Origin of the sequence: Enterobacter sp. JS8-1 (genome assembly GCF_049187015.1) — a bacterium.
GTDB lineage: Bacteria > Pseudomonadota > Gammaproteobacteria > Enterobacterales > Enterobacteriaceae > Enterobacter > Enterobacter mori.
The window spans coordinates 1,718,098-1,732,520 of record NZ_CP185805.1 but is presented as its reverse complement, the minus strand read 5'-3'; the positions used below and the strand labels follow the sequence as shown (position 1 = coordinate 1,732,520).

Here is a 14,423-nt window from a genome sequence, read left to right as displayed (position 1 = left end):
GCACAATTATTTCTGAAACGGATGCACTTCCCGCCAGTGGTCGGCAATCTGCTGGCGGGTACAGACCCACACCCGCTCATGCTGCTGCACATAATCCAGGAACCGCTGCAGCGCGCGAAAACGCCCCGGACGCCCGAGCAGGCGGCAGTGCATGCCGATGGACATCATCTTCGGCGCGCTTTCGCCCTCTTCGTACAGCACGTCAAAACTGTCCTTCAGATACGTATAAAACTGCTCGGCGGTATTAAACCCCTGAGCGGTGGCGAAGCGCATGTCGTTTGCATCCAGCGTGTAGGGCACAATCAGGTGCGGTTTGCGGGTGCCGTCGCTACAGGCCACTTCCGTCCAGAAGGGTAAGTCGTCGCCGTAGTAGTCGCTGTCGTAGTCGAAGCCGCCATGCTCCACCACCAGCTGACGCGTGTTGGGGCTGTCGCGCCCGGTGTACCAGCCGGTTGGCGGCTTGCCGAAGAGGTCGGTCAACACCTGCACCGCTTTGTGCAGGTGTTCGCGCTCCTGTTGGATATCCATGTGCTGATAGTGTATCCAGCGCCAGCCGTGGCTCACCAGGTCGTAATCCGCACCCTTGATTGCCTCCACGATCTCCGGGTGACGCGCCAGCGCCATCGCCACGCCAAAGACCGTCAGCGGCAGGCCGCGCTTTTGAAATTCATTGTGGATCCGCCAGAACCCGGCGCGGCTGCCGTATTCGTAGAGGGAGTCCATCGACATGTGTTTATCCGGGTAGCTGGCCGCGCCGATGATGTCCGACAGGAATTGCTCGGAACCGGCATCGCCGTGCAGAACGTGGTTTTCCGCCCCTTCCTCATAATTGAGCACAAACTGCACGGCGATGCGCGCCTGATTCGGCCACCGCGCGTGCGGCGGGTTGCCTGCGTAACCGCGCAGATCCCGCGGGTAATTCTGTTCAAAAAGCGCCATTACGTCTCCCCTCACCTTCAAAATGGATTCAATGCCTGAAACTGTCCGCTTAACGCTTTTTTCTCCGGGAAGGCCAGGTCCCCGTGCTTGCTGGTCGACAGCCCCAGCGCCACCAGCGATTCCACCATCTTCACCGCCGCGCTGACGCCGTCTATAACCGGCACGCGCAGCTCTCGGGTCAGCTCCTGCGCCAGCGTCGCCATGCCGCCGCAGCCCAGCACGATGGCGCCACAGCCATCCTCTTTCAGCGCCTGTATACAGCGCGCGCGCACTTTCTCCTGCGCCAGACCAGAGCCGTCCTCCAGCGCCAGCACCGGGAGATCGATAGCGTGCAGCGCCGCGCAGCGATCCTGAAAGCCATACTGGTGCAGAAGATGGCGGGCAATAATCAGCGTGCGCGGCAGCGTGGTGACTACCGAGAAGCGCGTCGCCACCAGCGTCGCCATATGCATGGCGGCTTCCGCAATCCCTACCACCGGCCCCTGCGCCAGCTCGCGCGCCGCCAGCAGGCCCGGATCGCCAAAGCAGGCGATGACGTGACCATCCACGCCCTGCTCTCTGCCGAGCTTGACCTGTTCGAGAACGCCCACGGCGGCGATGGCTTCATCAAAGTGACCCTCTATAGACGGCACGCCCGCGCTCGGGCAGACCGCAAGGATCTCCGTCCCCGGTGCCGCCACCGCGCGGGCCGCCGCGCCGATGGTTTCCGTCATCGCGAGGCTGGTGTTGGGGTTGATCACTTGTATACAGACAGAGGACATTACGACTCCTTGTGGCCGGCAAACAGCCGGGCAAAATCAGGCAGGCACTCGCCCGCCCGCTCGAAGCAGAGGCTGGCGACGATATGTTCAAAATGGTGCATTAAGGCATCGCTGAGCGGCTGTAGCGCCTTCTGGCGCAGCAGATCCACAAGCTGTTCGTGATCGTTGCAGCGACAGCCCTGCCGCCACGGCGCGCCCCAGGTGGCAATCACCAGCGAGGAGCGCTGGCTCAGGCCGGTCACCATCTCCGTCAGCACCTGGTTGCCGGAGATCGCCTGCAGCTGAATGTGGAAATTGGCAGAGTGGCGGATCGCCGCCGGGCCGTCGTACGCCTCGTGCGCCTGCTGCTCCTGACGAATAATGGCCTCCAGCGCGGCAAGGTGCGGCGGCTGACAGCGGGCCAGCACGTCCGGCAGGTTGGCCACCTCCAGCAGGGCGCGGGTGCGGAAGATATGCTGCGCCTCTTCCACCGTCGGGCTGGCAACGTGTGCACCACGTTTGGGCGTTAAAGTGACCATTTGCACAGCCGCGAGTCGCTGCAGCACCTTTCGGATGCCCGTGCGACTTACGCCAAACACCTCGGCCAGCGCCTCTTCCGGCAGTTTGCTCCCCGGCAGCAGCTGATGTTCGACAATCGCGGTCATCAGCGCCTGAAAGATCGATTCATCTTTGTCATGCAGGTCTGGCGCGGTCTGCAGGGCGTTTATGTTGTTCATTCACCACTCCGTCTTTTACTTTTCGTTATCGAATCGTATACATAAAAATAAAAAATTGCATACAACATTTATTATTTTGGCCTGGATCCTGCAACACCGTCTGCACTCCCACTCAACGGGTTTTCATTCACAGGAGCAGGTTTCATGCCAAACAGTCAAAACGCGCAGCAGGGTACGGCCGCTGATTCCGGTGCGGTTTACAGCCCACGTCTTTGCAATGAGGATCTGGCACCGACGCGTGACCAGAACTGGAGCTGGTACAACATCTTTTCGTTCTGGATGTCGGACGTCCACAGCATGGGGGGTTATGTTGTCGCCGCGAGCTTCTTTACGCTCGGGCTGGCAAGCTGGCAGGTGTTGCTCTGCCTGCTGGTGGGGATTTGCATCGTGCAGCTGTGCGCCAACCTGGTGGCCAAACCGAGCCAGATGGCGGGCGTGCCCTATGCGGTGATAAGCCGTCAGGCGTTTGGCGTCTTCGGGGCCAATATTCCGGCGGTGATCCGCGGGCTGATTGCCTTCGCGTGGTACGGGATTCAGACCTATCTGGCCGCCAACGCCCTGATGCTGGTGGCGCTGAAGTTCTGGCCGTCGCTCTCTTCGCTCACTACCGGCGCGTTCCTGGGCCTGTCGCACCTGGGCTGGATCTGCTTTGCCATCATGTGGGTCCTGCAGGCGATGGTCTTCTGGCACGGCATGAGCGCCATCAAGCGCTTTATTGATATCGCCGGTCCGGCGGTCTACGTGGTGATGCTGGCCCTTGCAGGCTGGATTGTATACAAGACCGGTTTTGACGGCATTTCCTTCACCCTCGCCAGCAAATCCCTGAGCGCGGGCGAGCAGACCTGGCAGATGATCACCGCGACCGCGCTGGTGGTTTCGTACTTCTCCGGCCCGCTGCTCAACTTTGGTGACTTCTCCCGCTACGGGAAAAGCATGGGGGAAATCCGCCGCGGTAACCGCTGGGGCCTGCCGTTTAACTTCCTGCTGTTCTCCATCGTCACCGTGGTGATTGTCTCCGGCACCCAGTCGCTGTTTGGCCGCATGATCACCGACCCGATTGAAACCGTCAGCCGCGTGGGTAACGATCTGGCGGTGGCGATTGGCCTGCTGACGATGATCACCGCCACCATCGGGATCAACATCGTCGCGAACTTCGTCTCCCCGGCGTTTGATTTCTCTAACTGTTCGCCGCAGAAAATCAGCTTCCGCACCGGGGGAATGATTGCCGCCGTCGGCTCGATCCTGCTCACCCCGTGGAACCTGTTCAACTCGCCGGAGCTTATCCACTACACCCTGGATGTGCTCGGGGCGTTCATCGGCCCGCTGTTCGGCATTCTGATTGCCGACTTCTACCTGATTAAACGCGGTAAGGTGTCGGTCGACGATCTGTTCGACGACACGCCAAAGGGCAAATACTGGTACCGTAACGGCTTTAATCCGAAAGCCATTGGCGCGCTGATCCCATCCGTTGCCGTGGGACTGGTGATTAGCTTTATTCCGGCCCTGCATGAGGTGGCGAACTTCAGCTGGTTCATCGGCGTCTTCCTCGGCGGCGTGACCTATCGCTGGCTGGCGCGGGAAGATCGCGAGACGGCAGGCGCGACGTCGTTCAGCTCCCGCGTGGCGACGCAAAAAGAGTAACCCTTCCCTCTGGCCGCAGCTTATCTGCGGCCCGTTCATTCTGGCACCGTTCTTGCTGCGCCTTATCACCCCGCTACGCAAACACGAAGGCAGGAACCATGATGGATTACCAGACAGCGATCCGCGGTGCATTTTTTGATATTGCCCAGGTCAGCCACAGCGCAGACGCGATTGCCCAACACGCGCGCTACCTTGAGGACGGGCTGCTGTTTATACAGAGCGGGAAAATCCTGGCGCAGATGCCGTGGCAGGAGGGCGAGCAGTATCTTGACCCCCATAAGGGCTACACCGACCTGCGCGGCAGGCTGCTGCTGCCCGGTTTTGTCGACACCCACGTCCATTACCCGCAAACGGAGATGATCGGCGCCTTTGGCGAACAGCTGCTGGAGTGGCTGACCACCTACACTTTCCCGGTGGAGAGCCAGTTTGCCGATGAAGCCTACGCGAAAGAGATCGCCGAATTTTTCATTCAGCAACTGGTGAGCAACGGCACCACCACCGCGCTGGTGTTTTGCACGCTGCATCCGGAATCGGTCGAGGCGCTGTTTACCGAAGCCCTGCGCCTCAATATGCGCCTTATCGCCGGAAAGGTAATGATGGACAGACACGCGCCGGACTACCTGAGCGAAGACGCGAAGCAGAGCTACCGGCAGACGCGGGAGCTGATTCAGCGCTGGCACCACCGGGGGCGGCTGGGCTATGCCATTACGCCGCGCTTTGCCCCGACCTCATCACCCGAGCTGCTTGCCGCGGTCAGCCTGCTCAGAGAGGAGTTCCCGGATACCTGGCTGCAGACCCACCTGAGCGAAAACCCCAACGAAGTGGCCTGGGTAAGCGACCTCTGGCCGGAACATGAGCGCTATCTGGACGTGTATCACCACTACGGCCTGACCGGCGAGCGCAGCGTGTTTGCCCACGCGATCCATCTTCACCACAGCGAGTGGCAGTGCCTGCATGACACCGGTTCGGCGGTGGCGTTTTGCCCCACCTCTAACCTGTTTCTCGGCAGCGGGCTGTTTCGCCTGCCCGCCTGCTGGCAGCACAAGGTGCGGATGGGCATCGGCACCGACGTCGGCGCGGGCACCACCTTCAGCATGCTGCGCACCCTGGGGGAAGCCTACAAGGTCGGCCAGCTTCAGAGCTACCGCCTGCGCGCCAGCGAGGCGTTTTACCACGCCACCCTGGGCGGCGCGCACGCCCTCAGGCTCGACGATAAGATTGGCAACTTCGCACCCGGCAAAGAGGCGGATTTCGTGGTTATCGATCCTGACGTGACGCCGCTGCAGCGCCTGCGTAATCGCCGCTGTCAGGATATTTACGAGCAGCTTTTTGTGCTGATGACCCTGGGCGACGAGCGCAACATCAGCGAGACCTGGGTCAACGGCGAGCGGGTATGGTCAACTGCCCCGGTAGGTTGACCACCCGCCGGGCGCAATCACAAACGGCAGGTGGAAGTGCTCGCCTGCCGTTTCTCCCGTCACAAAATCAATTTGCGCGCAGGGGTAGAGCGTGTCGCGACCGGTTTCGCTAAACCACGCGCCGATCTCCGCCACCAGCCGATAGCGGCCTTTTGGCAGGAAAGGGACAAATTCGGTGATGCGACCCTTTACGTTGGTCACGCCCGTCGCCATGATTTCCCCCTCCCGTTCGAGATAAACCGTCACGCCCTCTGCAGGTTGGCCCGTCGAGATATCCAGAATATGGGTGCTGAGTGTGCTCATTCGCTAATGACTCCTTCCAGACGTAGTAACGTAATTTCCCGCAGCTGTTCCAGTGCAGCCCGAACTTCCTGCGCATCGCTGTTTTCAAGCCGCGCGTGCAGCGCCTGTAAAATGTCTTCGCCGCTGCGGCCCTTCGCGCGGATGAGAAAGACGCGCCCGAAGCGAGCTTCGTAGCGGGCATTCCCCTCGCGCAGCGCCTGAGCAAGGTCAGCATCGCCTTCATTCAACGCGCCCTGCTCCTGGCGCGACAGCGCCGCCTCCGCCTGTGAGCCCGCTGGCTTTTCCCCGATGCGTGGATGGGCGCTCAGGGCCTGCGCTAGCGCCGCGTCGTCCCAGGCTTGCGTCAGCGCTTTCGCCGTACTGAACAATTCGTCCCGGTTGGCGTAGGGCCGCCCCAGAGCCAGCGCGTCGGCCCAGCCGGGGAGCGCCACGCAGGGGTGAATCAGCGCTAACGCCTTTTCGTGGGGAAGATGATTGAACTCGTGCAGTGCGATCATAGCGTCTCCTTTATTGTCATCCTCCGGGCTCTTGCACAAACCACGCCATTCTGAGCGCAGGTGTGAAACAGTCGATTCCGTATAGCTCAACAGGAAATTATTGATTCATAAAAAGGCACCTTCACCGCGTTTGCGCACCTTAGCAGTGCAAACTCATCGCTCACAACGCCGTTTTCGCCACTCTGCAGCCTGGTACGCAAATTGCTGAATGTTTTTACACCCTGCAAAAGGAGAGAAGCATGAAAGCAATCGTTATTGGTGCGGGAATTGGTGGCCTGAGCGCCGCCGTCGCGCTGAAGAAAGCGGGCATCGACTGTACCGTGTTTGAAGCCGTAAGAGAGATCAGGCCCGTCGGGGCGGCCATCTCCATCTGGCCTAACGGCGTGAAATGCATGCAGCACCTCGGCATGGGCGACATCATCGAGACTTACGGCGGTCCGATGCGTTTTATGGCCTACAAAGATTACCGGCGCGGCGAGACCCTGACCCGCTTTAGCCTTGCCCCGCTGGTTGAGCGTACCGGAGGGCGTCCCTGCCCCGTCTCGCGCGCTGAACTCCAGCGCGAAATGCTGGACTTCTGGGGTCGCGACAGGGTGCAGTTCGGCAAGCGTGTGGAACACGTTCATGAAGACGACGCGGGCGTGAGCGTGACCTTTACCGATGGCACCACGGCAACAGGCGATTTTCTGATTGCCGCCGACGGCAGCCACTCAGCGGTTCGTCCGTACGTGCTGGGATACACCCCGGAGCGCCGCTACGCCGGGTACGTGAACTGGAACGGGCTGGTGAAGATTGATGAAGAGATTGCCCCGGCGCACCAGTGGACCACCTTCGTTGGCGAAGGCAAACGCGTGTCGCTGATGCCCGTCTCCGGCGGTCGTTTCTACTTCTTTTTTGACGTGCCGCTGCCCGCGGGCCTGGCAGAGGATCGCACCACCCTGCGCGCCGATCTCACGGGCTACTTCCGCGGCTGGGCACCGCCGGTGCAGACGCTTATCGCGGCGCTGGATCCCGAGACCACCAACCGCATTGAAATCCACGACATTGAGCCGTTCGACAGCCTGGTGCGCGGCAACGTCGCGCTGCTCGGCGATGCCGCGCACAGCACCACGCCGGATATCGGCCAGGGCGGCTGTGCGGCGATGGAAGATGCCGTGGTGCTGGGGGAATGCCTGCGTGAAAACCACAGCATTACGCTGGCGCTGCGGCAGTACGAAGCGCTGCGCTGTGACCGGGTGCGCGACCTGGTGCTGAAGGCGCGTAAACGCTGCGACGTCACCCACGGGAAAGACATGGCGTTGACGCAGGCCTGGTATCAGGAGCTCAAAGAGGAGACCGGCGAGCGCATCATTAACGGTCTGTGCGAGACCATTCAGGGCGGCCCGTTAGGCTGAACGTAAGAGGGATAACGATGAAAAGAGAACCGACTCCACCCGCCCACTGCACGTTTGAGCCAGAGGACTGGCTGCGCCTGGCGAAATGCTGGCATCCGGTCGCGCGCGCCTGCGACGTCGGCCCGGCGCCGGTCAAGGCGACCCTGCTGGATGAACAGCTGGTGATTTACCGGATCCACGACCAGGTCGTGGTCGCCCGGGACGTCTGCCCGCACCGCGGCGTGCCGCTGACGCTCGGTTTTCACGACGAACACGGGGTTATCTGCCCCTATCACGGCTTACGCTTCGGGGAGGACGGGCGCTGCAACCGTATTCCGTCCAGCCCCGACCAGCCCGTTCCGGCGAAGCTGAACCTGATCAACTACGCCGTGGAGGAGCGCTTCGGCCTGATCTGGACCTGCCTGGCGTTTGACCCGGACAATCCTGCGCCGCTGCCCACCATGCCGCACTGGGATGACGCAGGCTTTCAGCAGATCAACTGCCCGGCGTTTGAGGTGAATGGCTTCGCCGGGCGACAGGTAGAGGGGTTTCTGGACGTGGCGCACTTTGCGTGGATCCACACTGATACCTTTGCCGATCCCAATAATCAGCTTGTGCCCGCCTATCAGCCACAGGAGACGCCGTTCGGCTTCGTGGCGGATTACTGGAGCTCCGTGAGCAACTATCCCACCGGTTCACCCGTACAGGTGCCAGAAGGGTTCCAGTGGCTGCGTCATTTTGAAATGCATCTGCCGTTTACCGCCACTCTGACGATTCATTTTCCGGGAGAGGCGAGACTGGTGATCATGAACGCCGCGTCGCCCGTGTCATCGCGCGTGACCCGCATGTTCGCCCCTATTGCGCGCAACCTTGACCTGCATATTCCGGTGGAAGACGTACATGCCTTTAACCTGCGCATCTTCGAAGAGGATCGCCTGATGGTGGAAACCCAGCGTCCGGAAAGCCTGCCGCTGGACCTGACGCTGGAAGCCCATATTCCCGCTGACAAAAGCTCAATAGCCTACCGTCGGGGACTGAAAAAAATGGGCTTTGGCGAGTTTTTCCTGGTATGACGGAGGCCGATATGCTGAGCGTGATTGTTGACGGGCTGTGGCGCGAGGGCGACAAAAGCCTCGCCGTCAGGCTGGTGTCTGAAGACGGTAAAGCACTGCCGACGTGGCAGCCCGGCGCGCACATTGATGTGCATCTGCCCTGCGGCGTGGTGCGCCAGTATTCACTGACCGGGGCCTGTGAGGAAGAGAGCTATCTTATCTGCGTGGGGCGGGAAACCGCCTCGCGCGGCGGGTCGCGCTACGTTCACGAGACGCTGCGTCCCGGGCAGAAGCTGATGATTTCCGCCCCGCGCAATCTGTTTCCGCTTGGTCAGGCAGAGCGGGTTTTGCTGCTGGCGGCAGGAATTGGCATTACGCCGCTGTATGCGATGGCCCTGCAGCTGAAGGCGGCCGGAACGCCATTTACCCTGCACTATTACGTCAGAAACCGCGAAAGCGCGGCGTTTGCGCGCGAACTCTCGCAGTGCGGTGAGTGCATCATTCATACCGCCAGCCCGCGCACAGCGCTGGGTGAGCATCTTCCGGTGCCGGAGGTGGGATTTCATGCCTGGGTGTGTGGACCAGCGGGTTTTATGGAAAAAGTGCGTGAGGTGGCCACAGCGAAGGGATGGGATGACGCCCATCTTCACAGCGAGGCGTTTCAGCCCGCGCCCCCTGCCACAAGCGGCGTTGCGGGCGAGATCTTTACGGTTAAACTGGCCTCCACCGGCGAGCGCTGGCCGGTACCTGCGGATAAAACCATCGCCCAGGTATTGCAGGAAAACGGTGTAGACGTGCCGCTGTCGTGTGAAATGGGGATTTGCGGCGCGTGCCTGACGCCGGTGATTGACGGCGTGGTGGATCACCGGGATAGCGTGCAGTCGGAGGCGGAAAAAGGCGCGCCGGACCAGCAGGTGGCGCTGTGCTGTTCCCGAAGCCATTCCGGGGAACTGGTGATTGCGCTGTAAAACGAAAAAACCCTGCGATATTGCTATCGCAGGGTTTTCGAATTTGGCGGAAGCGTAGAGATTCGAACTCTAGAACCCTTTCGGGTCGCCGGTTTTCAAGACCGGTGCCTTCAACCGCTCGGCCACGCTTCCAAAGTGAGGCGCACTATAAACATCTCCGGGCGCGATGTAAAGCAGGAAATTGAATAATTTAGGTGTCGGTTGCTATCCCTTCTCAATGTGCCTATTGTTTATCCAGTCAGCGGCTAAAATGTAAACGTTTATTTTTAGATAAGTGAATCTTATTTTTTCAGTAGTTTCTGATATAGACTCTTTTTCATATCAAGGTTTGTACGCAGACAACAATTCCACCTTTATAAATTTCCGCAGAGACTATTCACTGCGATAAGCGATTTTCCATGAATATAATCAATTTCAGTAAATGTAAACTTTCTCTCTGGCGTAATCTCTTACCGTGGCTGGAACAAGATGGCACCCCAAAAAACGATCCACACGACAATATGGCATAAAATCCTTGAGATTACGCCACTTCGATTTTTAATGAATTCTATCTATCCATAAATAAACTATTATGAACTTTCTCTTTATCAGCGATAATTATTATCTTTGTACGGGCATCTCCAGCGCTCATGCCACGACCCGATTAATTCGTGATGACGACGATATTCTCAGCCTGTATCAGGTTGACACCGATTTGGAATTTATCATCGCGATTGAACAAGATAAATTACGCAACAATACTATTAAGCAGGTAAAAAAAATAAAGCAAGACTATATAGTGCTGATGCACGAGATTGAAGCGAATAGCGCAGTCAGAATTGATAATATTATCTACTCGTCTATGTACTTTAGCGCGCACCCTTTTAAACAGCTGATGCGTTTCTACCGGGCGCTCAGGAGACACTCGTTTACGCGCCGCGAGTACGACGTGCTGAACCTTTTCCATATGGAAAATCACCAGATAGCAAAAAAGCTGAAATTGTCGCAAAAAACGACCAGCACCTACAGGGTGAGGATCCAGGAAAAATTAAACATGCGGTCAAAAAACATTCTTGCCCTGACCCGAATGAAATCGGCGATCGTTGACCAGAAGCTATAATCCTACGATACCGCCTTCCCTGGCGGCCACCTCACTTCAGAACAGGTACATTATTTTTCTCCCTGCGGAGGGGCCGCAGGTGCCGGGTACCAGTTTTCTTTGGCAACCATCACACTGCCCTCCGGCTGCATCACAAAGTTCGGTGACATAATCTGTACGTTGAACTCGTTGAAGACGTCCTGAATATGGCTGTGCAGCTCGTTACGGGCAACAGCAAGAGACAGTTCGGGCTGCAGCCGAACCTGCAGTTCGTAAGCGATATACCAGTCCATTAAACCAAGCTGGCGCACCAGCGGCGGCTCGGAGAGATCAATCCCTTTTGCCCGTTTGGCCGCCAGCTCCAGCATGGCATGCACCTGACGCCACGGGGTGTCGTAACCGATGGTCACGCCCACCGTCAGGTTAACGCTGCCATCCGACTGCTGCGCGCTAAGATTGGTGATCTTGCCGCTCACCATCACCGCATTAGGCACGGTCACCACATAGTTCTCGCGGGTGATGATTTTGGTGGCGAGCATGCCAATTTCACTGACCTTTCCCTCGTTTTCGGACACGCGAATGACATCGCCTTTTCGCAGGGCGCGGGAGTAAATCAGCACCAGACCGCTCATCGCATGGTTCATCACCCCCGCCGATCCCAGCGTGAGCATCAGGCCAAAGAAGACGCTGATGCCTTTAAAGGCCAGCGAATTCGCACCGGGTAAAAACGGGTACGCGGCTGAGAGCGCAAAGAGCCAGACGGCAACGGAAATTAACTTACGGGTCGCGCCCACGGTTTCCGGGTGAATGCCGGGGAGTTGTAAACGCCCTGCTTCCACCTGATTGAGCACCAGTTTGAGTAGCTTAAGAATAAACGCGGTAATGAGGAAAATAATCAGGACAATCATCAACCCCGGTAAAGCAGACACAATGGATAACGCAATTTCTCGCGCGACGCGAATCGACCAGTCCCCCAACGATGTGCCCCACACGCGCGTCCAGGGAAAGAAACTGAATGCCCAGCTAAGCCAGACATAGAATCCGATAAGCCCCAACACAATCATCAGTAGCGCGTAGAGTCGGATTTCAATGGCACCGATATAACGCCGCCAGCTTTGCGGCACCCAACTGCGATTCTCCAGAATACGCCTGCGGTATACGCGTCTGAACCAGCGCCAGGATCGCCAGGCGCCATAACACAGCAGCACCAGTGCCAGAAGCCCCGCTATCGTTTTTACGCCCGAGAGTGTCAGCCAGCCGGTATTGTATTGATCGCGTAGCGCTGCTCTCTGCGCTTCCATTCGCGTTAACACTCTATTTGCGGCCTGGTCGAGGGTGAGATCGTCCCCTTCGTCTAAATCAGCCTCGGTCAGCAGCATCACCGGCTTACTGTTCATCACAATCAACCGCCCCTGCTGGTTGTAGCGGGTCACGGGGACAATTTTTAGCGGCTCGCTGACGTCCGCCTGGGTAAAATTACGCAGGGTATTGCGGATGCGTAACACGCGCTCTTCGGGCGTGGTAAGGCCAAATTTTGCCTGCAGCATGACAATCGGTTGATGGAAGATATAGACCGTGCGCGCGCGCTCCTGCTCCGTAGGCTCCTGACGGGGCTCGGCAGCAAAGGATGAGAAAGCGATCAAGGCGGCAAAACAGGTTAGAAACGCAAGTTGGATCCTTTTCATCACCACGACCCCACAGGCAAAAATTCTTTTATTTTCAGACAACCAGCGAAAGGCGAGTTAGTGTTTTGAGCATAGACCAGCCTTTCGCTTCTGCAACAAAGTCCGGAAAAGGACGCGCATTTTCTCGCGATCAATAAACCGCAGCCAGCGCGTGTATGGCTGCCTTTAACGGTAATGAAACCTTCTACTTCCAGTATTTCTCCTACACTTTAAAGGTTCTACCGGTACGGTGAACGTCAAAAAGCCGGATCGATTAGGGCGATGAGGATTCGAGCCTTGCAGCCTGCGATCAAGTTGCCTTTAACTGAGGAGTTTGCGGTATGGCATTCGTAACAACGAAAGACGGCGTCAACATTTTCTACAAAGACTGGGGTTCAAAAGAGGCGCAACCCATTGTTTTCCACCACGGCTGGCCTTTAAGTGCCGATGACTGGGATAACCAGATGCTCTTCTTCCTTGCGGAAGGCTATCGCGTTATCGCTATCGACCGTCGTGGTCATGGGCGTTCGGACCAGGTGAGTGAAGGCCACGATATGGATCATTATGCCTCCGATGCGTCGGCCGTGGTTGAAAGCCTGGACCTGCGCAACGCGGTGCACGTGGGCCACTCCACCGGCGGCGGCCAGGTCGCTCGCTATGTTGCACAGTACGGACAACCGCAGGGGCGTGTCGCCAAAGCGGTGCTCGTCAGCGCCGTCCCGCCTCTGATGGTAAAAACGGACGCTAACCCCGGTGGGACGCCCATCGAGGTTTTCGACGGCTTTCGCAAAGCGCTGGCGGCTAACCGCGCCCAGTTTTACCTCGACGTCGCCAGCGGTCCTTTCTACGGCTTTAATCGGGACGGGGCCGACGTTTCGCAGGGCACCATTCAGAACTGGTGGCGCCAGGGAATGATCGGAAGTGCCAAGGCTCACTATGAGGGAATTAAGGCGTTTTCAGAGACCGACCAGACGGAGGATTTAAAAGCCATCACGGTTCCCGTACTGGTGCTGCAGGGCGACGACGATCAGGTCGTGCCGTATAAAAATGCCTCTCTACTGCAGGACAAGCTGCTGGCGAACAGCGTACTGAAAGTTTATCCGGGCTTCCCACACGGGATGCATACCACCCATGCGGATACTATCAACGCGGACATTCTGGCCTTTATCCGTTCTTAGACGTTACCTTTCTTGTTTCTTGCCGGGTGGCGCTGCGCTTTCCCGGCCTACATTTCGCACGATCCACCGTCGGCCAACGCCACCCAAGGGTGGCGTTGTTTATTCCGTTTAACGATTATCCAGCTCGGCGCGAACGTTGTTCAGCCCGGTGGTATTGATGCGATAAGGCTGCCCGTTCACGGATCGGATCAGCTTTTTAGTGCGGAGTTTTTTAAAGACGTTAAGCGTGCAGTCGCTCAGCACCAGCCCTTCACGGGTGTAGCACTCAACGGACGTGACGCGGCCAGAACTGTCGCGGACGTGCACAATACGTCCACCTTTGGCGAGAACATGTAAGGTTCGTTGTTCCTGACGGGATAAATTCATACTGGAAAACCTGTGTAATCATCATGCGTAAAAACGAGCCCACACCCGCAGGTGCGTGCGTAAGGTTTAAGCGCAGCGATAACCAGTCCGTCCTGAAAAGAGCGGGAAACTGATTATCTGATGAAAACATTCTCCAGCATCAAAGCCTCGGTGAGAGATAGCAAGATATTTACGGCGTGAATGATAACGCCTGTTTTATATAGGGGAATAGCGGTTTTTTAAAAATGTGAGCCGGATCGGCCAATCCAAAAGAAAAAACCCCAGATTGACGAGCAACCTGGGGTTTATATTTGGCGGAAGCGTAGAGATTCGAACTCTAGAACCCTTTCGGGTCGCCGGTTTTCAAGACCGGTGCCTTCAACCGCTCGGCCACGCTTCCTAAGTGAGGCGAACTATAAACACCTCTCTGCGTGCTGTAAAGAGCCACGGCATTCGTTCGCTTTAAAAATAGCCAATAGGCGTTTAATCG

General features: G+C 57.9%; 13 protein-coding genes, 2 tRNA genes and 1 pseudogene. 7 read left to right on the top strand and 9 right to left on the bottom strand.

Annotated elements, in window-relative coordinates; genetic code table 11:
• Positions 1–6: 6 nt before the first annotated feature.
• The 3 genes and pseudogenes from puuE to ACOQH0_RS08085 all read right to left on the bottom strand — a co-directional run bounded on the left by puuE (position 7) and on the right by ACOQH0_RS08085 (position 2,416).
• Positions 7–906 (bottom strand): allantoinase PuuE, encoded by a 900-nt coding sequence (puuE, locus tag ACOQH0_RS08095; protein ID WP_421512333.1) that lies wholly within the window; start codon positions 904–906, stop codon positions 7–9.
• Positions 824–1,700, bottom strand: a pseudogene (hpxA, locus tag ACOQH0_RS08090) (allantoin racemase). The gene puuE and the pseudogene hpxA overlap by 83 nt, the downstream one beginning before the upstream one ends.
• Positions 1,700–2,416, bottom strand: a complete 717-nt coding sequence (locus ACOQH0_RS08085) for a GntR family transcriptional regulator (protein WP_010429412.1) — start codon at positions 2,414–2,416, stop codon at positions 1,700–1,702. Before ACOQH0_RS08085 ends, hpxA begins: the two are co-directional and overlap by 1 nt.
• A gap of 144 nt (positions 2,417–2,560) precedes the next feature.
• Here ACOQH0_RS08085 and ACOQH0_RS08080 point away from each other — a divergent pair, with 144 nt between their 5' ends.
• Both ACOQH0_RS08080 and guaD read left to right on the top strand, forming a co-directional pair.
• Positions 2,561–4,057 carry an NCS1 family nucleobase:cation symporter-1 gene (locus ACOQH0_RS08080; RefSeq protein WP_029741848.1) on the top strand — a complete coding sequence of 499 codons (1,497 nt, stop codon included), beginning with the start codon at positions 2,561–2,563 and terminating at the stop codon, positions 4,055–4,057.
• Positions 4,058–4,158: 101 nt separating this feature from the next.
• Positions 4,159–5,475, top strand: coding sequence for a guanine deaminase (guaD, locus tag ACOQH0_RS08075; RefSeq protein ID WP_278436028.1), 1,317 nt, complete (start codon positions 4,159–4,161; stop codon positions 5,473–5,475).
• On the opposite strand, the gene ACOQH0_RS08070 is transcribed toward guaD, so the two are convergent.
• Positions 5,455–5,778 carry a hydroxyisourate hydrolase gene (locus tag ACOQH0_RS08070; protein ID WP_256459809.1) on the bottom strand — a complete coding sequence of 108 codons (324 nt, stop codon included), beginning with the start codon at positions 5,776–5,778 and terminating at the stop codon, positions 5,455–5,457. The two genes, guaD and ACOQH0_RS08070, sit on opposite strands and share 21 nt — an antisense overlap.
• On the bottom strand, positions 5,775–6,275 hold the full coding sequence (uraD, locus tag ACOQH0_RS08065) for a 2-oxo-4-hydroxy-4-carboxy-5-ureidoimidazoline decarboxylase (RefSeq protein ID WP_421511955.1): 501 nt from the start codon (positions 6,273–6,275) through the stop codon (positions 5,775–5,777). Before uraD ends, ACOQH0_RS08070 begins: the two co-directional genes overlap by 4 nt.
• 239 nt (positions 6,276–6,514) lie before the next feature.
• Here uraD and hpxO point away from each other — a divergent pair, with 239 nt between their 5' ends.
• The 3 genes from hpxO to ACOQH0_RS08050 are packed head-to-tail and all read left to right on the top strand — an operon-like array spanning position 6,515 to position 9,668.
• Positions 6,515–7,669 (top strand): FAD-dependent urate hydroxylase HpxO, encoded by a 1,155-nt coding sequence (gene hpxO, locus ACOQH0_RS08060; protein ID WP_010429402.1) that lies wholly within the window; start codon positions 6,515–6,517, stop codon positions 7,667–7,669.
• A gap of 17 nt (positions 7,670–7,686) precedes the next feature.
• On the top strand, positions 7,687–8,721 hold the full coding sequence (hpxD, locus tag ACOQH0_RS08055; protein WP_421511954.1) for a molybdenum cofactor-independent xanthine hydroxylase subunit HpxD: 1,035 nt from the start codon (positions 7,687–7,689) through the stop codon (positions 8,719–8,721).
• A gap of 11 nt (positions 8,722–8,732) precedes the next feature.
• The gene (locus tag ACOQH0_RS08050; RefSeq protein ID WP_421511953.1) at positions 8,733–9,668 is read left to right on the top strand and encodes a PDR/VanB family oxidoreductase; all 936 of its coding nucleotides are present in this window, start codon (positions 8,733–8,735) and stop codon (positions 9,666–9,668) included.
• Between the two features lie 44 nt (positions 9,669–9,712).
• Here the strand turns inward: ACOQH0_RS08050 and ACOQH0_RS08045 are convergent.
• Positions 9,713–9,800, bottom strand: a tRNA-Ser gene (locus ACOQH0_RS08045).
• A gap of 439 nt (positions 9,801–10,239) precedes the next feature.
• Between ACOQH0_RS08045 and ACOQH0_RS08040 the strand changes: the two genes are divergently transcribed.
• Positions 10,240–10,767 carry a LuxR C-terminal-related transcriptional regulator gene (locus ACOQH0_RS08040; RefSeq protein ID WP_421511952.1) on the top strand — a complete coding sequence of 176 codons (528 nt, stop codon included), beginning with the start codon at positions 10,240–10,242 and terminating at the stop codon, positions 10,765–10,767.
• A gap of 50 nt (positions 10,768–10,817) precedes the next feature.
• Here ACOQH0_RS08040 and ACOQH0_RS08035 read toward each other — a convergent pair whose 3' ends face one another.
• Entirely contained in the window at positions 10,818–12,431 is a 1,614-nt protein-coding gene (locus ACOQH0_RS08035) for a mechanosensitive ion channel family protein (protein WP_421511951.1), read from the bottom strand.
• Positions 12,432–12,751: 320 nt separating this feature from the next.
• Here ACOQH0_RS08035 and ACOQH0_RS08030 point away from each other — a divergent pair, with 320 nt between their 5' ends.
• A complete protein-coding gene (locus ACOQH0_RS08030) occupies positions 12,752–13,588 on the top strand; it encodes an alpha/beta fold hydrolase (protein WP_010429396.1) in 837 nt (278 codons plus the stop codon).
• A 108-nt stretch (positions 13,589–13,696) separates the two neighbouring features.
• On the opposite strand, the gene ACOQH0_RS08025 is transcribed toward ACOQH0_RS08030, so the two are convergent.
• Both ACOQH0_RS08025 and ACOQH0_RS08020 read right to left on the bottom strand, forming a co-directional pair.
• Positions 13,697–13,954, bottom strand: a complete 258-nt coding sequence (locus ACOQH0_RS08025; protein ID WP_028019199.1) for a YjhX family toxin — start codon at positions 13,952–13,954, stop codon at positions 13,697–13,699.
• A 291-nt stretch (positions 13,955–14,245) separates the two neighbouring features.
• A tRNA-Ser gene (locus ACOQH0_RS08020) sits at positions 14,246–14,333 on the bottom strand.
• Positions 14,334–14,423: the final 90 nt, after the last annotated feature.